This window comes from Bacillus cereus group sp. BfR-BA-01383 (genome assembly GCF_022663495.1).
GTDB classification, from domain to species: domain Bacteria; phylum Bacillota; class Bacilli; order Bacillales; family Bacillaceae_G; genus Bacillus_A; species Bacillus_A cereus_AU.
On sequence record NZ_JAKUFP010000044.1, the window covers coordinates 1 to 20,853 of the forward strand.

Here is a 20,853-nt window from a genome sequence, read left to right on the forward strand (position 1 = left end):
CCCGTTCCCATACCGAACACGGAAGTTAAGCTCTCTAGCGCCGATGGTAGTTGGGACCTTGTCCCTGTGAGAGTAGGACGTTGCCAGGCAATATTATTCCGCAGTAGCTCAGCGGTAGAGCTATCGGCTGTTAACCGATCGGTCGTAGGTTCGATTCCTACCTGCGGAGCCATTGGAGAGCTGTCCGAGTTGGCCGAAGGAGCACGATTGGAAATCGTGTATACGTCACAAGCGTATCAAGGGTTCGAATCCCTTGCTCTCCGCCATAAGGATTTATAATATTTGGCCCGTTGGTCAAGTGGTTAAGACACCGCCCTTTCACGGCGGTAACACGGGTTCGAATCCCGTACGGGTCACCACTTTGGAGGATTAGCTCAGCTGGGAGAGCACCTGCCTTACAAGCAGGGGGTCGGCGGTTCGATCCCGTCATCCTCCACCATATAAAATTATATAAGTAATATTGTCGCGGGGTGGAGCAGTACGGTAGCTCGTCGGGCTCATAACCCGAAGGTCGCAGGTTCAAATCCTGTCCCCGCAACCAAATGGTCCCGTGGTGTAGTGGTTAACATGCCTGCCTGTCACGCAGGAGATCGCCGGTTCGACCCCGGTCGGGACCGCCATTTTAATAAGGCTCGGTAGCTCAGTCGGTAGAGCAGAGGACTGAAAATCCTCGTGTCGGCGGTTCGATTCCGTCCCGAGCCACCATTTTTAATAAAATACGCCGGCTTAGCTCAATTGGTAGAGCAACTGACTTGTAATCAGTAGGTTGGGGGTTCAAGTCCTCTAGCCGGCACCATGTAAGTTTCGGAGGGGTAGCGAAGTGGCTAAACGCGGCGGACTGTAAATCCGCTCCTTCGGGTTCGGCAGTTCGAATCTGCCCCCCTCCACCATTTACATAGGGGCATAGTTTAAAGGTAGAACTGAGGTCTCCAAAACCTCCAGTGTGGGTTCGATTCCTACTGCCCCTGCCAAATATATATACACAACATGGCGGTTGTGGCGAAGTGGTTAACGCACCGGATTGTGGCTCCGGCATTCGTGGGTTCGATTCCCATCAGTCGCCCCATTTTTATTTTAAAAATTACAAATAATATAATTGATACTTACATATAATTAAGTAAGAATTCGATGGGCTATAGCCAAGCGGTAAGGCAACGGACTTTGACTCCGTCATGCGCTGGTTCGAATCCAGCTAGCCCAGCCATTTTTGCGGAAGTAGTTCAGTGGTAGAATACAACCTTGCCAAGGTTGGGGTCGCGGGTTCGAATCCCGTCTTCCGCTCCAATTAAATTTCATATGGCGGCATAGCCAAGTGGTAAGGCAGAGGTCTGCAAAACCTTTATCACCGGTTCAAATCCGGTTGCCGCCTTTATTTTGTGCCGATGTGGCGGAATTGGCAGACGCGCACGACTCAAAATCGTGTTCCTTCGGGAGTGTCGGTTCGACCCCGACCATCGGTATCGGCGATGTAAAAAGACTCTAACAGAAATGTTAGAGTTTTTTTTGTTAAATTATATTATGTGATTTTAAAATTCGTAATAAACTTAGGGATTCATGTATAATATAACTTGTCGAAAGAACAAAATGACAGTGATTTATATTATGTCTGTAATATGAATCAAACATGAACTTTTTATATTTCTTTTAAAAATGTGTTGAACACACATTATATTTTATATTAATATTTTTATGTAGATTTAAAACGGGAAAGAGAGTGGAAAGTATGGGCCGTAAATGGAACAACATTAAAGACAAAAAAGCATCAAAAGATGCAAATACAAGCCGTATATACGCGAAATTTGGACGTGAAATTTATGTGGCAGCAAAACAAGGCGAGCCAGATCCTGAATCAAACCAAGCGTTAAGAGTAGTATTAGAGCGTGCGAAAACATACAATGTTCCAAGAACAATTATTGATCGTGCGGTTGAGAAAGCAAAAGGCGGTTCAGAAGAGAATTATGACGAGCTTCGTTACGAAGGATTTGGACCAAATGGAGCTATGGTAATTGTAGATACACTTACAAATAACGTAAACCGTACTGCTGCAGATGTACGAGCTGCATTTAGCAAAAACAGTGGTAACATGGGCGTAAACGGTTCTGTAGCTTACATGTTTGATGCGACAGCTGTTATCGGCCTTGAAGGTAAAACATCAGATGAAGTTCTTGAAATTCTAATGGAAGCAGATGTAGATGCACGTGACATTCTAGAAGAAGAAGATGCTGTTATCGTGTATGCTGAACCTGATCAATTCCATTCAGTACAATCTGCACTTAAAGATGCTGGTGTTGAAGAATTTACAGTTGCAGAATTAACAATGCTTGCACAAAGCGATGTAACGCTTCCTGAAGATGCACAAACACAATTTGAAAAAATGGTTGATGCATTAGAAGATTTAGAAGATGTACAGCAAGTTTACCATAACGTAGACTTAGGAGAATAAATAAAAAGGCCATTTCATATTACGAAATGGTCTTTTTTATATGGAAATTATAGTTAATATAATGAGGTTGTAAAGGTATTTCATTGATGTTAACGAATATTGTTATAGATTGTATAAGCAATAAATATATTTCCAGGAGGCATTGATATGGAACATAAAACACCAAAGCATATTGTTGCGGTAGCAGGCTATTTAACAAATGAAAAGAATGAGGTACTTTTAACGAAAGTACACTGGCGATCGGATACGTGGGAAATGCCAGGAGGGCAAGTAGAAGAGGGAGAAGCACTTGATCAAGCCGTTTGTAGGGAGATAATGGAGGAAACGGGCTTAACGGTGAAGCCTATTGGGATTACAGGTGTGTATTATAACGCTTCTATGCATATTTTAGCTGTTGTGTTTAAAGTGGCATATGTTAGTGGTGAAATAAAAATTCAGGTTGAAGAAATTAAAGAGGCTAAATTTGTTGCATTAAACGAAGAGAACATCGATGAGTATATAACGCGTCCTCATATGAAATCAAGGACACTTGATGCGATGAAAGCAACGCATTTTATTCCATATGAAACGTGGGAAGTTCAGCCTTATAATCTTATAGGTAGATTATAAAGAAAAGGTAGCTATTGGTATCTCAAATAGCTACCTTTTCTTTATGTATATCACTTCAAAAAAAGGTAAAAATGATAATAAAGCTAGTGTTGATTTTTAGAACGTTTGTTCTATATAATGATGATATATCATATATAATTAGATTACTAGATGTTTAAAAGTAGAAATCTGTAGATGATATAATAAAAGAATAAAGCGAAATGAAGGGAAGTATACTTCTCTTAACTTCTACACTGTCATTGGCTCTTAATGTTTTAAAACAATGTATATTCAATATTTCAGATGAATAGTAGATAAAAAAGGACTGTGATACAATACATTTTTACACCTTACAATGTTGTAAGGTAGCTGTAAGAGAAATCAATGGGATATTTTTTTACAACAAGGTATTCTTAAGGTAAGAGTTATATGTTATGTGGAAAAGAGGTGTTCAAGATGAAAGAACGAGTATTATCTAGGGTGAACTATCATCAAAAAGTTGCATTAAATCCAATGACTAAATTTTTTTATAAAGCCATTATTTTATTATTATTGTTAAGTTGTACGTTATTATTCGTTGGAAATGTAATGATTGAGAAAAGTGATATTAGTAAATTACATGTACCGGCTAAGTTAGAGGTACCAGAATCATTAACACATGCCTTTATTGCGACAGAAGATAAAAGGTTTTATCATCATAACGGTTTAGATTATATAGCAATTATCAGGGCGTCTATTGAGAATATAAAAGCTGGCGGTGTTGTGCAAGGGGGAAGCACGATTACACAGCAGTTATCTAAAAATGCTTTTTTAACGAATGAACGTACATTTTCTCGTAAGTGGAAAGAGATTTTCTATACGAAAAAAATTGAACGTACATTTACGAAGGATGAGATTTTAAAATTGTATGTAAGTAATATTTATTACGGAGAGGGAGCATGGGGAATTGAAAAAGCAGCAAACCTTTATTTCGGTAAAAAGGTGGACCAATTAACTTTGTCTGAAAGTGCAATGATGGCTGCTGTAGTAAAAGCACCTGCTTATTACTCACCCGCCCAAAATTATGATAAAGCAGTTGAAAGAAGAAATGTGGTTTTAAGACTGATGGAGAAAGAAGGCTATATAAATCATGATGAATATGTGCAAGCAGTTAGTGAGAAATTAGTAATTCGTCATGATATAAAAACAGAGCAGTCGATGTTAAATAATGCTCGTGAAAAAGCAGTAAGTTAAGAGAAGTTCCTACATAGGAGCTTCTCTTTTTGAATAAAATGTGACAAATAGTGACACAATATCGTCACAATTATTGTATTTTTGTAATTTATGTGAGCGTGTTCATTGCGTGACATATGTAAGTATTGATATTATGTGTATTGTGTACAAAGATGTATACAGAATATGAATTTAAAGAGGAATGTATATGAAATCATCCAACAAACTCATGGCTCTTGGTATAGTTTTTTCTATCGCAGTATTGATTGTAATCGGAGCAATTGCGTATAGCATCATAAATGACAAAAGAGATAAGGGGAATGAGATGTTTGCTTATTCCACACAACAATCTTTAGGGAAAGATGATGCTCCGGTGAAAGTAGTTGAATTTGGAGACTTCAAATGCCCAGCTTGTCGTACTTGGGATGTAACGGTATTGCCGAGATTAAAAGAAGAGTATATTGATAAAGGTAAAGTGCAGTTATATTTTATTAACTTCCCGTTTATCGGAAAAGACTCTGATTTAGGTGCAGCAGCTGGTGAAGCAATTTATAAACAAGACAAGGATTCATTCTGGATTTTCTATGATGAGATTTATCAAAATCAAAAGAAAGATACGGAAGAATGGATTACAGAAGAATTACTTCTAAACATTGTGAAAGAGAAGCTTCCAAAAATCGATGTAGAACAATTTAAAAAAGATTTGCATAGTAAAGAAATGAAAGAAAATGTACGTAAAGATTCAGATCGTGCTCAAAAATTGAAAGTTCAAGGTGCTCCTTCAGTATATGTAAATGGAAATCTTGCAAACCCTGATTTCGATAGTATGAAGAAGGCGATTGATAAAGAATTGAAAAAGTGATGAGTTATCTCATCACTTTTTCGACTTTTTTCGATAAAATTCTTGCTTCGTATTTTTTTACATGCTATACTTCTTTACATAAGTTATTTCAATATCTTATATTTATTTCATATTTGCGGGTGTAGTTTAGTGGTAAAACAAGAGCCTTCCAAGCTCTGGTCGAGAGTTCGATTCTCTTCACCCGCTCCAAATTTTATTTAATGTTTTTCTAATAAATTGTGATCAACGCAGTGTTTCGTTTCTAAGATAAACGAGGCATTGCGTTTTTTAATGTTTGAAAATCATAAATGTATGCGAAAATAGAAGTAAAGAATAGTATTCCAACAGTGAATTACGAACCAATATAGTCGTTACATAAGGGATGGATTCATCGGAGGAGGCGATTAAGAATGGATTTTGAACAATTAAAGCAAGATGTCATTGCTTATAGTAAAACGATTGGTATAGATAAAATAGGCTTTGCTAGTGCGTCACCATTTGAGGAATTAAAGCAGCGTCTAATCCAGCAGCAACAATTGAACTATCAGTCCGGATTTGAAGAGCCTGATATAGAGAAGAGAACGAATCCACAGCTTTTATTACCGGGGGCAAAATCAATTATTGCGATTGCTTTAGCATATCCTTCAAAATTAAAAAATGCGCCATTAAGTAAGCGGGGAGAACGCCGCGGGATTTTTTGTCGTGCTTCTTGGGGGCAAGATTATCATCTTGTCTTACGAGATCGTTTGCAAAAGTTAGAGGCGTATTTAATCGAGAAACTTCCGGATATAGAAGTGAAGTCAATGGTTGATACAGGTGAGCTAAGTGATCGAGCTGTTTCAGAGCGTGCCGGTATTGGATGGAGTGGTAAGAATTGCGCTATTATTACGCCGGAATTTGGTTCGTACGTATACTTAGGGGAAATGATTACGAATGTTCCATTCCCTCCTGATCGGCCAATAGAAGATCAATGTGGAAGTTGTACGAAATGTATTGATATTTGTCCTACAGGTGCTTTAATACAAGGTGGACAGTTAGACTCAAAGAAGTGTATTGCATTTTTAACACAGACAAAAGGATTTCTGCCTGAGGAATATCGTGATAAAATAGGAAATCGTATTTATGGATGTGATACATGTCAGACTGTTTGTCCAAAGAATAAAGGAATGGATTTTCATAACCATCCTGAAATGGAACCAGACCCTGAGTTAGTTAAGCCGTTATTAACACCACTTTTAACAATTAGTAATCGTGATTTTAAAGAGAAATATGGGATTATGTCAGGTTCGTGGCGAGGTAAAAAGCCATTGCAACGAAATGCGATTTTAGCACTTGCACATTTTAAAGAAGCATCAGCAATTCCTGATTTGATTGGTGTTATGAAAGATGACCCAAGACCCGTACTTCGCGGAACAGCAGCATGGGCACTTGGGAAAATTGGCGGAGATGGAGTAGGCGAAGCCATTGAAAAAGCGATGGAACGTGAAAAGGATGAAGAAGTTCTTCATGAAATGAATCGCGGACTTGAATTGTTAGCACAGAAAAAAGAGTAGATAATATTTCCCTTTTTCATATTGTAATATGGGAGGGAGACGAAATGGTTGTAAAAGCGAATATTGAAAAGCAAGTACAACAGTTTTTAGCATATATCACAGAGAAACGAACAGACGTGGATCGTATGGCTGAAGATTTACTACAAATGGTGCAGAGAAAGAAACAATTGTTTCAAAGGCGTAGTGCCGATATAGTGAAAGCAACTGCGGATGTTTCTTTTATTAGACAATTAAATAGAAGTGACCATCAAGAAATTGATTATCAAATACATTTTAAATATTTAATTAGGCATAAAGAATTATTTTATATTGAAGAGGAACAATTAAAACGAAGAGTTTGTTTAAATAATAGCCGGATAATAGGTGATTATGCTATTGAAGTGTCAGAAGAAATTGGAATGGGTGAGACATTAGAGAGGGAAGTCACGAAAGAGAAGTACGGTTCTTATCAGTATAATCGTTTAGAGGCAGTAAAGTATGCAGAGCGTTGGTGGGATGACCGTAACCCTGTGTATCGTAATTTCCCTGATAATTGTACGAATTATATTTCGCAATGTCTTCATACTGGAGAAGTACCTATGAATGGATATCCTAATATTCGTAAAGGGTGGTGGCAAAGGGAAAACCAGTGGAGTTGGAGCTGGGCTGTTGCACACTCATTTTATTGGTATTTGTCAGGTGCTACAACCGGTCTTCGAGCAGAGGCAGTAGAAAGGCCAGAAGACCTTATTCTTGGTGATGTCATTGTTTATGATTTCGAGGATGACGGTAGGTGGAATCATACGACGATTGTAGTAGCAAAAGACGCAGATGGTATGCCACTTGTAAATGCACATTCAGCGAATAGCCGTCGGCGTTATTGGAACTATGAAGACTCTAGTAAATACACACCACAAATGAAATATAAATTCTTTCATATTATTAATGGGTAGAGATTTTTCGCTCAAGTGGTATAATACGTAGTAGACAAAAAACAGAGGTGAATATCGCGTGGGAGTACATGTTGTTTTATATCAACCAGAAATTCCAGCAAATACAGGGAATATTGCTCGTACTTGTGCAGCAACTGGAACAGAATTACATTTGATTAGACCGCTTGGATTTTCAACGGATGATAAAATGTTAAAGCGTGCAGGATTAGATTATTGGCAGCACGTGAAAATTACGTATTATGATTCAATTGAAGAATTTTATGAGAAGAATAAAGATGGTGAATTCTTCTATTTAACAAAGTATGGTGAGAAAGCTCATACAGCGTTTGACTATAGCAAGCGTGAGAAGGATTACTATTTTGTATTTGGAAGAGAAACAAACGGTTTACCAGCTAATGTAATCGAAGAAAACTTCGATCATTGTTTACGTATTCCAATGACTGATAAAGTGCGTTCATTAAATTTATCTAATACAGCAGCAATTTTAATTTATGAAGCGTTCCGTCAACAAAATTATCCAGGATTAGATTTAGAAATCGTATATTAAAAGTCGCCATTGGGCGACTTTTTTTTATAAATAAAAATAATATGTAATCATACATTTTAAAAAAGGTACATATTCATATAGAATGGGATATATGAATAAAAATAGATTAGACGGGTTGAGATAAATATGAAGGAACAATATAGTAATCAAAATACCTTTTTAAGTATGATAGATATGGATTTAATAAGACGAGGATTATTACATGCTACTCAAGATTTAGTATTTATTGTGAAAGTTACTGATGATGAGCTCTTTAAATATATTTATGTAAATAAAATAGGAATGAATTACGCGAAGCTAAGCGAAGAATGTTACGGAAAAACTTTTACTGAAGTATTACCAGTAGACAAAGCAAATATTTTACATCAGCAATATACAAAAGTAATAAAAGAAGCGAGATCACATACTTTTTGTGATGTAATCAGCTTACCAACGGGGAAGCTACATTATGAATCTTCACTTAACCCTGTATACGACGAAGAAGGAGTATGCCAGTTTATTGTTTGTATTACAAGGGATATTACAGCTCAGATTGAGGAAAAGGCAGAAATAGAGAAAAAACAAATGTTATTTAAGTCATTACTTGAATATAATAATGACTCCATTATATCTATAGATTCTATAGGTAGAATTACATATGCAAATCCGGCAACGTATGAAATATTTGGATACCGATATGAAGAATTAAATAACAAATTTATTTTTAAATTTATTATTAAAGAATATGAAGAAGACTTTCAAATGATATTTAAGGAAGCTTTACAAGGAAGGGCAAAACAAATTGTTTCGAAGAAGTATGTTCATAAAGAAGGGTACGAGCTATATATTTCTTTGAGAACTATCCCGATTATTGTGAACAGTGAAATTGTTGGGGTATATATTGTTACAAGGGATGTTACAAGGCAAGTATTAAATGAAATGCGAACAGAATATTTAGCTTACTATGACCAGTTAACAGGGTTAATGAATAGAATTTCGTGTACAAATAAGTTAAATGTTTTTTTAAATGAGAATATAAATTTTGCGCTTGTTTTTATAGATTTAGATGAGTTTCATCTTATTAATGATACATTTGGTTATAAAGAAGGAGATAAAGTATTACAAAAAGTTACAGAATGTTTGAGCAATCTACAAATAGAAGGTATGCACTTATTTAGAGAGCATGATGATCAATTTGTTATGTTAATAGAAAATATAACGAAAGAATGTGTAGAGAAGGTTGCAAAAAACATATTAGAAAGGATTAGTGAACATTTTGTAATAGAAGAAGAGGACGTGTATTTAAGTGCGTCGATTGGAATTGTAATGGCTCCAACAGATGGAGCAGATGAAAAAATACTTTTTCAAAGAGTTGATGCTGCTTTAGAAAAAGCAAAGGAAAAAGGAAAGGGTCATTATTATTTTTATTGTAGTGGATTAGATTGCGAACGTGAACAAAGGTTTATAATAGAAAACCAGTTACATCGTGCTATAGAGAAAAATGAATTTTTCTTATATTACCAGCCGCAATTTAATATTGATACGAAAAAAATAGCCAGTATGGAATCTTTAATAAGATGGGAAAATAAGGAACTTGGATTTGTCACACCTAATCAATTTATTCCACTGGCAGAAAGAACTGGATTTATTATTAAGCTTGATGAATGGGTAGTAAATCAAGTGTGTAAACAAATACGCGAATGGTTGAATAAAGGATATGAAGTTGTCCCGATTGCAGTTAATATTTCTGCTAGACATTTTCGTTCTATTACATTAATAGAGATGATTACACGGGCTTTAAATAAGTACAATGTACCAGCTCATTTATTAGCGATAGAGGTTACAGAAGGGGCCCTTATACATAAAGACATATCGAAGAGAGTGTTGCTCCAATTAAAAGAACAAAATTTAAAGATCCATTTAGACGATTTTGGGACGGGATATTCATCTTTAAGTTATTTAAAAACATATCCAATTGATACTTTAAAAATTGATCGTTCCTTTATGGAAGGTATAAATAAAGATGAACGCGATACAAATATTACGGCTGTGATTATTCTTTTAGCTCGTACTTTAGGGTTAAATATAATTGCAGAAGGGGTAGAAAAAGCGGAACAAATTCAATTTTTGAAGGAAAAGAATGTGAAACTTGCACAAGGTTATTATTATAGCCGACCTTTATCAAAATATGATGTAGAAAATATGTATTACAAATGATTGATACAGAAAAAAGTGATGTGCTAAAAGCACATCACTTTTTATGTGTACCTGGTTTATCGTTGTAACCAGATGTGAAAATAGCTGTAAGAAATGTTAGTGATACACCTAAAATTAATAATAATTTCATACTAATATCCTCCTTACCTTTTTCGGTGTATGATTCCTACTTATTACTCGAAATGTATGTAAGGTTCTTAGAAGAAAAGAATTAATTTAAAATGAATAGCGGTGTGAAAACTTTAATACCTTTATTATACAGAATTTTCTTTGAATTTTGGAGAGAATTTTATGATGCTATTATATATTTCATTTTGATTTCAAGAATGTTTAAGGACATCCTAGCATACCTTTTATAATAATCCGATTGAACAAGGAGATGGGGGAGGAGCTATAATGGATATTCTAAAGAAAATTGAACAGTATCGAGAAGCAGAAGAACGTTTACAATGGGAAGGTACGTTTGCGGAGTATTTGGAGCTTGTGAAAGAAAGACCATGGGTGGCTCAAACAGCACACTCTCGCATTTACAATATGATAAAAGATGCTGGAATTGAAGAAGTTGATGGTAGAAGAAAGTATAACTTCTTTAGTAATCAGCTATTTGGATTAGAGGATGCTTTAGAACGCCTTGTAGAAGAATATTTTCATCCATCTGCAAAACGATTAGATGTTAGAAAACGTATTTTGTTATTAATGGGCCCTGTTAGTGGAGGGAAATCAACATTAGTTACGATGTTGAAACGAGGTTTAGAAACATATTCACGAACAGATCGTGGAGCTATTTTTGCAATAAAAGGCTGCCCGATGCATGAAGATCCACTGCATTTAATTCCACATCATTTACGGGATGAGTTCTTTGATGAATATGGAGTAAGAATTGAAGGGAATTTATCACCATTAAATGTTATGCGCTTAGAACAAGAATATGGGTCAAGAATTGAGGATGTAGTTGTAGAGCGTATTTTCTTCTCTGAAGATCGCCGTACAGGGATTGGTACATTTAGTCCTTCTGATCCTAAATCACAAGATATTGCCGATTTAACAGGTAGTCTAGACTTTTCAACAATTGCAGAATATGGTTCAGAATCAGATCCACGTGCGTATCGATTTGATGGAGAATTGAATAAGGCGAATCGCGGCATGATGGAATTCCAAGAGATGTTAAAATGTGATGAGAAATTTTTATGGCATTTACTATCGCTTACGCAAGAAGGGAATTTCAAGGCGGGAAGATTTGCGCTTATTTCAGCAGATGAATTAATTGTAGCGCATACGAATGAAACAGAGTATCGCTCTTTCATAGCAAATAAGAAGAATGAAGCATTGCACTCAAGAATTATTGTAATGCCAGTTCCTTATAATTTACGAGTGAGTGAAGAAGAACATATCTATGAAAAAATGATTCGTGAAAGTGATGTGTCCAATGTTCATATTGCACCGCACACACTTCGAGTTGCAGCAATGTTTACTATTCTAACTCGTTTAAAAGATCCGAAGCGTCCGGATATTGATTTAATTAAAAAGATGCGTTTATATGATGGAGAAACGGTAGAAGGTTATAATGCGATTGATGTAGAGGAGCTGCAACGCGAATATCAAGATGAAGGTATGAAAGGCATTGATCCTCGTTATGTCATTAACCGAATTTCTTCTACAATTATTCGAAAAGAGGTACCATCTATTAACGCACTAGATGTACTGAGATCTTTAAAAGATGGATTAGATCAACATCCATCAATTAGTAATGAAGATCGGGAGCGTTATATGAATTTCATCTCATTAGCGAGAAAAGAATACGATGAAATTGCTAAGAAAGAAGTACAGAAAGCATTTGTTTATTCGTACGAAGAATCAGCTAAGACACTTATGGATAATTATTTAGATAACGTTGAGGCGTACTGCAATAAGTCGAAATTACGTGACCCATTAACAGGTGAAGAAATGAGCCCAGATGAAAAATTAATGCGCTCAATTGAAGAGCAAATTGGAATTTCAGAAAATGCTAAAAAAGCATTCCGTGAAGAAATTTTAATTCGCATTTCTGCTTATGCACGTAAAGGGAAACGCTTTGATTATAATTCACATGAGCGTCTTCGTGAAGCGATTCAGAAAAAACTATTTGCTGATTTAAAAGATATAGTGAAAATTACAACATCAACGAAAACACCGGACGAAAATCAGCTTAAGAAAATCAATGATGTTGTTGCACGTTTAATTGATGAGCACGGCTATAATTCTTCTTCAGCAAATGAATTATTACGCTATGTAGGTAGTCTGCTAAATCGATAGTTTGATAACAAAACGCTGTCTCTTGTATTTTGCGGGACAGCGTTTTATTATCCGTTCATATGTGTATAAAGTGTCATACCTTGTCCAAATGTAATAAATTAAGATGCAATTTCATGAATTTATTGTCAATTATTTTTACAATATGCATATGATAGAGTAACCAACCATTCATACGAAAAAAGCCAACACAATACAATATGTTGCAAAGTGAAAATGTGTGCAACAATGCATTGTGTTTCTTTCTTATCGACGGTTAAATGTCATTTCTATTATGTGAGTGGCAAAATTTTGTTTAGGATGCTAGGAGTATTGTATGAAAAACGTTATATATGTTTATGGGATGATTTTCGATGGACAGTTACTTTTCAAATATTCTAGCTTGCACATTACAGAACAAAATTTATAGATTGCTGTTCATAGAGAAAGACAATTACAGTAAGGAGGGAAAGGAATGGGCGAAGAAAATCAACCAAATTATACGATTTCACAGGAAAACTGGTCCCTCCATCGCAAAGGATATGACGACCAACAACGCCATCAAGAAAAAGTGCAAGAGGCAATTAAAAATAATTTACCAGACCTTGTAACAGAAGAAAGTATAGTGATGTCTAATGGCAAGGATGTTGTAAAAATACCAATTCGTTCTCTAGATGAATATAAGATTAGATACAATTATGATAAAAATAAACATGTTGGGCAAGGAAACGGTGATAGTAAAGTTGGTGATGTCGTTGCGAGAGATGGATCAGGTGGTCAAAAACAAAAGGGCCCAGGAAAAGGTCAAGGTGCAGGAGATTCGGCTGGAGAAGATTACTATGAGGCTGAAGTCTCTATTTTAGAGTTAGAGCAAGCATTTTTCAAAGAGTTAGAGCTGCCTAATTTAAAGAGAAAAGAAATGGATGAAAACCGGATCGAGCACATTGAATTTAATGATATTAGAAAAACAGGACTATGGGGAAATATTGATAAGAAGCGAACGATGATATCTGCATATAAACGAAATGCAATGCGTGGTAAAGCATCTTTCCATCCAATTCATCAAGAAGATTTAAAGTTCCGTACTTGGAATGAAGTATTGAAGCCAGATTCGAAAGCAGTTGTATTAGCGATGATGGATACGAGTGGATCGATGGGAATATGGGAGAAGTATATGGCACGTAGTTTCTTCTTCTGGATGACTAGGTTTTTACGCACGAAGTATGAAACTGTAGATATTGAGTTTATTGCCCACCATACGGAGGCAAAAGTAGTTACAGAAGAAGAGTTTTTCTCAAAAGGAGAAAGCGGGGGAACGATATGTTCTTCTGTATACAAAAAAGCACTCGAGTTAATCGATAATAAATATTCACCAGACCGCTATAATATTTATCCATTTCATTTTTCAGATGGTGATAATTTAACTTCGGATAATGCTAGATGCGTAAAGCTTGTGGAAGAGTTAATGAAGAAGTGTAATATGTTTGGGTATGGAGAAGTGAATCAGTACAATCGTTCATCATCTACCCTTTTTTCTGTTTATAAAAACATTGAGGATGAAAAGTTTAGGTATTATGTATTGAAGAATAAGAAGGATGTTTTCAACTGTTTAAAAGTTTTTTTCTTAAAAGTAAATTAAATAGAGGAAAGATTCAATCTTTCTTTTATTAATTATTCTGGAAACTCGTTGTTATTTTAATACATGAGTGTCATCGTCTATACTTTATTCTTTTAATTGTGGGGTTTTATCTTTAGGCTTCTTTAATGTTAGAGCCATACCAACGAAAATTAGAGTAATCCCTGCTACTTGTATTAAAGTTGGGGAAATCCAGTGAGCGCAGTATCTAACAAAATTGCTACGCTGGATCTAAAAACACTAACACTGAGATTAATTTTGTAGATAAATCACGTAAACTATTGTAACTTTGAAACGAAATTTGATTAAAAATATTCTCAAAATCCTTATTTTACAGCACATAAAACGAATCCATTTTGAAAAAAGACTGATCAAAGTGGATTGGCCTCTCTTTGAATGAGCATTCCATTTTATAATAAACTTCGATCAAAAATGTGCCAGAAACATATTTGATCGAAGTTAATGACACGCTCATAAAAGGTGTCCAAAAGCTATAATAGCGTGTCATTTTTATAATATATTTTAATTGATTATGAAAAGCTGTATGTATGCAGATAGTGTACGTATCAGAATAATGAAATTATTTTCAAAGCAGCCATAGTTTACATAATATTTTTGTCCTGATGCAACAAAAAGTAAGGTGTGTAATTTGATCCCTGAAACCCTTGGGAGAGTAAGGGAGAATTAAGGTGCAGTAGAAATAAAACCCCCTCGTTTAGTGTGGCCTTGAAATAAAGTTGAACTGTTTATAAAAAAGTCGCACCGTTTTGAAAAAAGTTTAACCGTTTATAAAAAAGATGAACCGAAATTTCCTATCTCTTTAAAGAAGGGATAGGAAATTTCGGTTTTTCTTGTGGATTAAGAATCTGTTAAGTGATAATAAAGTTATTCCATTAAAGGGCCAGATTGTGGAAGATCAACTTGAAGATGATTATATGGGAAGTTAATTGTATTATTACTTTCCTCGCCACTAGGATTTTCTTCACTAGTTACAGGGAATACTAGAGATGTATTAATATCCTTCTCATTAATTAAGGCATATGAATATGTACTAAATTCAATTTTAACAGTTCTGTCATTCAAAATAGAAATAGTTCCTCTGACAGTATATAGCTCTTGTTGTAAAAGGCTCTCATGTTTTTATTACTTCTGAGAGATTCATTTTATCCCTCTTTTCTATATAGTAATTTATAATTCATAATTATTATGGTTTACTTACAATGTTTTTATATTAAAGTCAGCCAACATATGTTAATAAAAATGTCCTTTTAGATAAGCAAATCCAAAGGTGCAAAACAATGCAACCCATTTTTTTCGTTTTGGGGAGCAACCAAATTCTTAGCTTGATAGCGATGTTGCCCTTCCCCTATAATCACGTTTGAATTTTTGTTTTTAAGTATATTTTTGGAAGGGGGCATGTGCTATTTTTTGTGAGTTTTGTATAAATAATGGAATTTGTGGTAATGTTGGTAATGTTTTGTAATAGAAAATGTAGAAAGGTGGAAATACAAATGCCAGATAAAGATGACCAAATTGATCTTAGTGTTCTAAACACATTAGATGCTGTTACACGAGCTAAGGTGAATAAATCACTTAAGGATGTGTTGGAACACCATCTAGTGGAAAATGCTTTAGATCCAGAAATACCGGTGGCTGAGCACACAAGAGAATCAGGTCCGTTCCATTCGAAAGATCATACAAAAGCGGATCCTAAGGCGAAAGAGCATATAATGTTAGAACGCATTGAAGGTATGGATGATGTCCAATTCCAAAAGTTTTCCGAGAGACTAAGTAAATTAAAAGGTAATATTTGACCTAACCGTAATTTAAAAACCGAGGTGGTTAGCCATCTCGGTTTTACTTTTCCTTAAATGATTATTTTTAGAAAGAGGTGTAAATTTTATGTTTGCGAATGAATGGTTAATTGAATCAGCTCCTCCCTGGAAATGGCGTTTTCGTGAAAATCGGTGGTTTGAGCAGCTTCAACCACTTGTAGAAAACTGGATCCCCTGTCCGGAACTCCAAATCGACACCGATTTCATAAAGGCAAGTCTGACAGATGCAATCCAATCGAACCAACGCTGGATTGTTCATCCTTGTATCAGCGCTATAACACTTAAAACTGACAAGCGAAAGCTTCAAAGAGATTTTCAGCTTGCTTTATGGGTGATGACGAACATATCTAGGCCATCCGGAACAGTCTCCGTTCCGGAACCCATATGGGCTTGGTTTCCGGACGGTGGTTTTATGCTTTCTCCGGATCGGTATTACTGGTCAGAAATTGTAACTAACAAGAATCTCGATATTCCTTTTCAAAACATTACAATCGATCCTTGGAGCAACTCATTAGGCATTCGACTTGCTTCTCCTTCCGCATCTGAAGGATACATCCATCTTCCAACAATGAATCATAATCGTTTGGAGGAGGATGTGATGCTCTTATTGCGAAGTTTGGCTCTACTCGATCATTATATGCCTGACTGTATGACATGGATAACGTCTGTTACCCGTGCGATTATCGTTTTTCCAAGTATACCGAACATACATCAGAGCTGGTCGAGAAAAGATACGCCTGGTGTCATTTACATGACGGCACCTCAAAGTGTTCTGGAAGGCCTGGAGGCCATTGTACATGAATCAGCCCATCGACACTTGTTTCTTGCAGAGACATACGGACCACTTGTCCAGCCAGGTGATTCGGCCATATATAAATCGCCCCTCCGGCGAGATCCTCGCCCTCTCAGAGGTATTTTACTTGCTTGTCATGCGATTGCTTACATGTACGCTTTCTATTCCCAGGCTTTTTCCTTAGGTCTTGACGAAGACGGGACATGCGAAAGCCGAATAAACTTGCTGAAAGCCCAATACAATGACAGCTTAGCCATTTTAAATGAAGCTGAACACAAATTGACTACTAAAGGTAAGATATTTTTAAAATATACGGATGAGGTGGTGCAAAATGTTTCCTAACAACCTTGATGTTTTGCGTGGGTTTTCCTTCAAAATTGCTGCACGTTGTAATTTAAATTGCTCGTATTGCTACGTATTCAATAAAGGCGACTCTAGTTGGAGAAGACGTCCGGCTATAATGCCCGATGATATTTTTGATTCAGCGCTTGGGCGTATACGCGATTTTTGCAATGAAACCGGTCGTGATTCAATATCAATCACATTTCATGGTGGGGAACCATGTCTTGCTGGGGTGGAACGCATGGACCGTTGGTGCCAACAGGTCCGGACGGCTTTGGATGATGTGGCAAAAGTGCGCCTGACAATTCAAACGAATGGAACGTTGCTTAATTCTGAGTGGGCAAACTTATTTCGTAAACATGACATTTCTGTTGGCATTAGTATGGATGGTCCGAAATCGATTCACGATCAGTATCGACTCGATCATAAAGGAGAAGGTTCATATGATTCGGTCATCAGAGGTATGAGTGTGCTAAAGGAAGCTGGAATCGATTTCTCGATTCTCTCCGTCATTAATTTTGATGCTGATCCTCTTGAAGTTCACCGTCATTTCTCTGCACTTGGTCCTCATGGCATCAGCTACTTAATGCCTGACTTTACGCATGATACTGTTCAAGAAGTTCGGCGCATTTATGGGGAGACACCATGTTCTGATTTCTTAATTCCACTCTTTGATGAGTGGTGGTTCAACGGATATGTCGACCAACTCATTCAGCCGTTTTGGTCTATAGCCAAAATGATTCTCGGGGGAGATAGCAATCTGGATTGCTTTGGTAATGAACCGTTTGGGTTTCTGTTTATTGAAACGGACGGTACAATCGAAGGTCTAGACGTTCTGCGAGTATGTGGTGATGGCTTTGCTAATACAAAATACAACATCGTTCAGCATAGCTTTAATGATTTTGCAAGTAGCGTGGGCTTTAATCAAAGTCTCATTTTTCAGGGACACGAAACCCCTACGGCATGTAATAAATGTGTCGAAGCGTCTACTTGTGCCGGCGGATATGTACCTCATCGGTATGGAACTATTAATGGCTTTAATAACAAATCGATTTGGTGTAAAGACATCCTAAGCCTTTTTTCGCATATTCGGAACCGACTGCAAGTGTCAGCTCAAGAGTCATTGCTCAGACGCCAAGCACTTTCAGATCTTGAAGCCATGTAGAAGTAAAAATTTAAAGAAAATGAGGAAATCACCGTAATGAGTAAAGTCTCTTCTTTTGAACATCCGAAACAGGTAATGAAAATAGTTACGTGGAACCATGATTCCCAGAAAGAATGGATCGTGGCTAATTCGAACTGGAAAGACGCATTATGTGAGTCTTTAGGTCAATATATTGGAATTCTAGTTAAAAAAGACATTCCAGACGCTCACTTGCTTCAGGACATAGTTGAACAAGCCTCAACTTCGAGTTTTTCGCGTGTCCTGATGGCCCCTTCGGTATCCAGTCGTATCATGTGGAAACAGCCAAAGGATGAAACAGTAAAATATTTACTGAATTGTTTTGCCGTGGAGGCATATAGAGAAGGGGATCATTCAATTAAAATACCAGAGTATGGTGAGCTGTGGTCCGCACTTGGTGATTATTATATTAGCCGATTACCGTCGTCACTTATGTTAATGGATTTAGAAAGAGGTGGCTGGAGTAGACAACATTCTGAACAAGAATTAGCAATATATTCAGCCCCCTATGTCGGAAATTTCTTTCCTTTGGATACGTGCAGCCCGGAAGGGGTTCGTGGAGACGGACTTAGTGAAAATAACCAGGAAGTTCATGAATGTGAGCTGGAGTTTCAGGAAGTAATTACTTTGCAGGGACTTCTAGAAGAAGCGTTGGAAGGAATCCGTAAAGTGGATCTAAACATTTTTCATTTTGTCCTCGCACATACAAAAGCACTCTCTTTACGGACATCTAATTCTTGCGGTTTTGGCTCTTCTTCTGCGTTAACCCACTTCGGTCGCATGACGTTTATAAATCCGCAACAGACCGATGTCTTTATACTTATGGAGAGCCTGGTCCATGAGGCTGTCCATTCACTTATCTACAGTTACGAGGTCCGAGATTGGTGGATGCGACCAGAGAGACAAAATAAGGTTCATATACGTTCACCTTGGTCTGGTAATATGCTGCCTCTGCATTCCTATGTACATGCCTGCTTTGTGTGGTATGCACTTTGGCAATTTTGGTCCTTAGCGCTCACCCGTTCCGTATTTCCTGTTAATATGGTTGAAGAAAGATTGATAAAGTGTGGAGCTGGTTTTTTTTCGACTAGCATATCAAAACCACTTCAAGAGTGGGCGGAAATCCTTAGTCCGGGCATCATTGAAATATGCAATGAAATGCAGAGCAAAATAGTTTCGTAACAATGATATAGGCACAAGGTATTATCTCCTTCAGGTAGACATATGAAAAAAACATCTTATCAACTTAACGTAGTCGACTTGGAGGGGATTTTTCATGAAATAATTATAACAAAATGCAGAGATAGAAAACTTATGATTATGGTTTAGGGCGCTCATCTTTATTGAGGGGAATGGCCTTCTGGTATTAACTGAAGAATAATTCTAATTTTATTGACCACGAAACATTTATAATTGAATTTATTTGATTTTAAATTAAAAAGAAAAAAGCCTGCTGCAGAATTCAAGAAGTTTTTGTTCTTTTACTTTTCTTCATATTTGATATATAAATAAAAGAACGTAAAAAATACGGTCTTAAAGGCGCTCGTCGTGCACCCTAGTTCCAAAACGTTAATTTTGGACGTAAGGCTCTCAACCATTTTGGGTGAGAGGTATGTATATAAAGGGTTATAGAATTTTAAAAATGGCTTACTATAACCCCCTTGTCGTAGAAAAATAAAAGGGAATTGTAAGTATTGTACTTAAAGTAACGGGGGCGTTCAACAAGGAACAAACAAGAGGGTGTTCCCATAGCCATCAAGTTAAGGTTCAAAAGCTTTCAGCTGTTGAACCTTTTATCAATTATATATCAAATCATTATTTTTTTTCCATGCCAAATAAATCCCCTTAATTTTCATTTTTAAAATCCGATACGAACCTGTAGGTAATTAAAATTACAAGGCTTCTAAGATATCAAATGGACCACTTTTCTTGAATCTTTTTGACTTTTTTCCATTTTTCTTCTCTCCCTAATTCTTGTTTTTCAGTTAAACGATACAGAATGAGACGTGGTTGTAGAATTCTTTTTTGACTTATATATACATAATTGAGTTCAATGGTTTCACCAGACTTTAGGTCTTTTATAAAATCCTCAGCATATTTTGGTTGTTCTGACTTTTCTTTTGTAAGATATATTTTGACATTATGCTTGATCCTAGAAATATAATAACCACCTAATTGGTGAATCGATTGTAACTCATCTAATGAAAAATATCCTAAATCACGAAGTAATAAATCTTTCGGTTGCACAGTAGAGGTTAAAGTAGCTGCATACGAGGCATCATGTTCTTTACCATTTCGAATATCGAGATGGAGAAATCGCCCCATGCCCATCAAGCTAAGATTTTGAAGAATCCCCAAAATGAAAACTTTATCTCTTCATATTTGTCTATGAGAATCTAGTTCATTTATTGTTTTGAGAAACAATGAATTTCTTAACTTGATGGCAATGGGGTAGTGCCAGCGAAGCTGACACTACCCGCAATA

The 20,853-nt window shown here is 36.4% G+C and carries 16 protein-coding genes, 16 tRNA genes, 1 rRNA gene and 1 pseudogene; 31 read left to right on the top strand and 3 right to left on the bottom strand.

Features of this window, described 5'->3' with window-relative positions; all coding sequences use genetic code 11:
* From rrf to yhbH, 27 genes are all read left to right on the top strand, one after another.
* Nucleotides 1–89: ribosomal RNA gene (gene rrf, locus MR065_RS24170) — 5S ribosomal RNA — on the top strand; the annotation flags it as partial.
* An 8-nt stretch (nt 90–97) separates the two neighbouring features.
* Nucleotides 98–172, top strand: a tRNA-Asn gene (locus MR065_RS24175).
* A gap of 2 nt (nt 173–174) precedes the next feature.
* Nucleotides 175–266, top strand: a tRNA-Ser gene (locus tag MR065_RS24180).
* 18 nt (nt 267–284) lie between these two features.
* Nucleotides 285–359, top strand: a tRNA-Glu gene (locus tag MR065_RS24185).
* A gap of 4 nt (nt 360–363) precedes the next feature.
* A tRNA-Val gene (locus tag MR065_RS24190) sits at nt 364–439 on the top strand.
* A 25-nt stretch (nt 440–464) separates the two neighbouring features.
* Nucleotides 465–541: transfer RNA gene (locus tag MR065_RS24195), tRNA-Met, on the top strand.
* A 3-nt stretch (nt 542–544) separates the two neighbouring features.
* Nucleotides 545–620 (top strand) — tRNA-Asp (locus MR065_RS24200).
* Nucleotides 621–629: 9 nt separating this feature from the next.
* Nucleotides 630–705, top strand: a tRNA-Phe gene (locus MR065_RS24205).
* Between the two features lie 15 nt (nt 706–720).
* Nucleotides 721–796 (top strand) — tRNA-Thr (locus tag MR065_RS24210).
* A 10-nt stretch (nt 797–806) separates the two neighbouring features.
* Nucleotides 807–890, top strand: a tRNA-Tyr gene (locus tag MR065_RS24215).
* Nucleotides 891–897: 7 nt separating this feature from the next.
* Nucleotides 898–971: transfer RNA gene (locus tag MR065_RS24220), tRNA-Trp, on the top strand.
* Nucleotides 972–990: 19 nt separating this feature from the next.
* A tRNA-His gene (locus tag MR065_RS24225) sits at nt 991–1,066 on the top strand.
* Nucleotides 1,067–1,129: 63 nt separating this feature from the next.
* Nucleotides 1,130–1,204 (top strand) — tRNA-Gln (locus MR065_RS24230).
* A gap of 5 nt (nt 1,205–1,209) precedes the next feature.
* Nucleotides 1,210–1,284: transfer RNA gene (locus tag MR065_RS24235), tRNA-Gly, on the top strand.
* A 14-nt stretch (nt 1,285–1,298) separates the two neighbouring features.
* A tRNA-Cys gene (locus MR065_RS24240) sits at nt 1,299–1,369 on the top strand.
* A gap of 9 nt (nt 1,370–1,378) precedes the next feature.
* A tRNA-Leu gene (locus MR065_RS24245) sits at nt 1,379–1,460 on the top strand.
* A gap of 263 nt (nt 1,461–1,723) precedes the next feature.
* Entirely contained in the window at nt 1,724–2,443 is a 720-nt protein-coding gene (locus MR065_RS24250; protein ID WP_097905913.1) for a YebC/PmpR family DNA-binding transcriptional regulator, read from the top strand.
* 147 nt (nt 2,444–2,590) lie between these two features.
* On the top strand, nt 2,591–3,052 hold the full coding sequence (locus MR065_RS24255) for an NUDIX hydrolase (protein WP_242215341.1): 462 nt from the start codon (nt 2,591–2,593) through the stop codon (nt 3,050–3,052).
* 435 nt (nt 3,053–3,487) lie between these two features.
* The gene (locus MR065_RS24260) at nt 3,488–4,264 is read left to right on the top strand and encodes a transglycosylase domain-containing protein (RefSeq protein WP_097905915.1); all 777 of its coding nucleotides are present in this window, start codon (nt 3,488–3,490) and stop codon (nt 4,262–4,264) included.
* Nucleotides 4,265–4,451: 187 nt separating this feature from the next.
* Nucleotides 4,452–5,105: a DsbA family protein gene (locus tag MR065_RS24265; RefSeq protein WP_242215342.1), complete on the top strand. Its 654-nt coding sequence runs from the start codon at nt 4,452–4,454 to the stop codon at nt 5,103–5,105.
* A 115-nt stretch (nt 5,106–5,220) separates the two neighbouring features.
* Nucleotides 5,221–5,294: transfer RNA gene (locus MR065_RS24270), tRNA-Gly, on the top strand.
* Nucleotides 5,295–5,494: 200 nt separating this feature from the next.
* Complete coding sequence (gene queG, locus MR065_RS24275) at nt 5,495–6,637, top strand: tRNA epoxyqueuosine(34) reductase QueG (protein ID WP_098989055.1); 1,143 nt, start codon at nt 5,495–5,497, stop codon at nt 6,635–6,637.
* A gap of 44 nt (nt 6,638–6,681) precedes the next feature.
* Nucleotides 6,682–7,569 carry an amidase domain-containing protein gene (locus tag MR065_RS24280; protein WP_242215343.1) on the top strand — a complete coding sequence of 296 codons (888 nt, stop codon included), beginning with the start codon at nt 6,682–6,684 and terminating at the stop codon, nt 7,567–7,569.
* A 58-nt stretch (nt 7,570–7,627) separates the two neighbouring features.
* The gene (trmL, locus tag MR065_RS24285; RefSeq protein WP_000538147.1) at nt 7,628–8,116 is read left to right on the top strand and encodes a tRNA (uridine(34)/cytosine(34)/5-carboxymethylaminomethyluridine(34)-2'-O)-methyltransferase TrmL; all 489 of its coding nucleotides are present in this window, start codon (nt 7,628–7,630) and stop codon (nt 8,114–8,116) included.
* Between the two features lie 126 nt (nt 8,117–8,242).
* The gene (locus tag MR065_RS24290) at nt 8,243–10,312 is read left to right on the top strand and encodes a sensor domain-containing protein (protein ID WP_242215344.1); all 2,070 of its coding nucleotides are present in this window, start codon (nt 8,243–8,245) and stop codon (nt 10,310–10,312) included.
* A gap of 396 nt (nt 10,313–10,708) precedes the next feature.
* Nucleotides 10,709–12,604, top strand: a complete 1,896-nt coding sequence (locus tag MR065_RS24295; protein ID WP_000353285.1) for a PrkA family serine protein kinase — start codon at nt 10,709–10,711, stop codon at nt 12,602–12,604.
* Between the two features lie 451 nt (nt 12,605–13,055).
* Entirely contained in the window at nt 13,056–14,219 is a 1,164-nt protein-coding gene (yhbH, locus tag MR065_RS24300; protein ID WP_242215345.1) for a sporulation protein YhbH, read from the top strand.
* Between the two features lie 84 nt (nt 14,220–14,303).
* Here the strand turns inward: yhbH and MR065_RS24305 are convergent.
* Nucleotides 14,304–14,502 (bottom strand): annotated as a pseudogene (locus MR065_RS24305) (EamA family transporter); the annotation flags it as partial.
* A 599-nt stretch (nt 14,503–15,101) separates the two neighbouring features.
* On the bottom strand, nt 15,102–15,299 hold the full coding sequence (locus MR065_RS24310) for a hypothetical protein (protein ID WP_242215346.1): 198 nt from the start codon (nt 15,297–15,299) through the stop codon (nt 15,102–15,104).
* Nucleotides 15,300–15,727: 428 nt separating this feature from the next.
* Between MR065_RS24310 and MR065_RS24315 the strand changes: the two genes are divergently transcribed.
* From MR065_RS24315 to MR065_RS24330, 4 genes are all read left to right on the top strand, one after another.
* Nucleotides 15,728–16,030, top strand: a complete 303-nt coding sequence (locus MR065_RS24315) for a hypothetical protein (protein ID WP_242215347.1) — start codon at nt 15,728–15,730, stop codon at nt 16,028–16,030.
* 88 nt (nt 16,031–16,118) lie between these two features.
* Nucleotides 16,119–17,186 carry an aKG-HExxH-type peptide beta-hydroxylase gene (locus MR065_RS24320; RefSeq protein WP_242215348.1) on the top strand — a complete coding sequence of 356 codons (1,068 nt, stop codon included), beginning with the start codon at nt 16,119–16,121 and terminating at the stop codon, nt 17,184–17,186.
* Nucleotides 17,176–18,351 carry a radical SAM protein gene (locus tag MR065_RS24325; protein ID WP_242215349.1) on the top strand — a complete coding sequence of 392 codons (1,176 nt, stop codon included), beginning with the start codon at nt 17,176–17,178 and terminating at the stop codon, nt 18,349–18,351. The genes MR065_RS24320 and MR065_RS24325 overlap by 11 nt, the downstream gene beginning before the upstream one ends.
* 36 nt (nt 18,352–18,387) lie before the next feature.
* Nucleotides 18,388–19,551 (top strand): hypothetical protein, encoded by a 1,164-nt coding sequence (locus tag MR065_RS24330; protein WP_242215350.1) that lies wholly within the window; start codon nt 18,388–18,390, stop codon nt 19,549–19,551.
* Between the two features lie 729 nt (nt 19,552–20,280).
* Here MR065_RS24330 and MR065_RS24335 read toward each other — a convergent pair.
* Nucleotides 20,281–20,727, bottom strand: a complete 447-nt coding sequence (locus tag MR065_RS24335; protein WP_242215351.1) for a transposase — start codon at nt 20,725–20,727, stop codon at nt 20,281–20,283.
* Between the last annotated feature and the right edge of the window lie 126 nt (nt 20,728–20,853).

Bases quoted from the DNA above. Each gene is read 5' to 3' on its own strand.
- MR065_RS24265 (WP_242215342.1), top strand. From the start codon at position 4,452: ATGAAATCATCCAACAAACTCATGGCTCTTGGTATAGTTTTTTCTATC.
- MR065_RS24280 (WP_242215343.1), top strand. From the start codon at position 6,682: ATGGTTGTAAAAGCGAATATTGAAAAGCAAGTACAACAGTTTTTAGCA.
- MR065_RS24295 (WP_000353285.1), top strand. From the start codon at position 10,709: ATGGATATTCTAAAGAAAATTGAACAGTATCGAGAAGCAGAAGAACGT.
- MR065_RS24330 (WP_242215350.1), top strand. From the start codon at position 18,388: ATGAGTAAAGTCTCTTCTTTTGAACATCCGAAACAGGTAATGAAAATA.
- yhbH (WP_242215345.1), top strand. From the start codon at position 13,056: ATGGGCGAAGAAAATCAACCAAATTATACGATTTCACAGGAAAACTGG.
- queG (WP_098989055.1), top strand. From the start codon at position 5,495: ATGGATTTTGAACAATTAAAGCAAGATGTCATTGCTTATAGTAAAACG.
- MR065_RS24260 (WP_097905915.1), top strand. From the start codon at position 3,488: ATGAAAGAACGAGTATTATCTAGGGTGAACTATCATCAAAAAGTTGCA.
- MR065_RS24255 (WP_242215341.1), top strand. From the start codon at position 2,591: ATGGAACATAAAACACCAAAGCATATTGTTGCGGTAGCAGGCTATTTA.
- MR065_RS24315 (WP_242215347.1), top strand. From the start codon at position 15,728: ATGCCAGATAAAGATGACCAAATTGATCTTAGTGTTCTAAACACATTA.
- MR065_RS24325 (WP_242215349.1), top strand. From the start codon at position 17,176: ATGTTTCCTAACAACCTTGATGTTTTGCGTGGGTTTTCCTTCAAAATT.
- MR065_RS24290 (WP_242215344.1), top strand. From the start codon at position 8,243: ATGAAGGAACAATATAGTAATCAAAATACCTTTTTAAGTATGATAGAT.
- MR065_RS24320 (WP_242215348.1), top strand. From the start codon at position 16,119: ATGTTTGCGAATGAATGGTTAATTGAATCAGCTCCTCCCTGGAAATGG.
- MR065_RS24250 (WP_097905913.1), top strand. From the start codon at position 1,724: ATGGGCCGTAAATGGAACAACATTAAAGACAAAAAAGCATCAAAAGAT.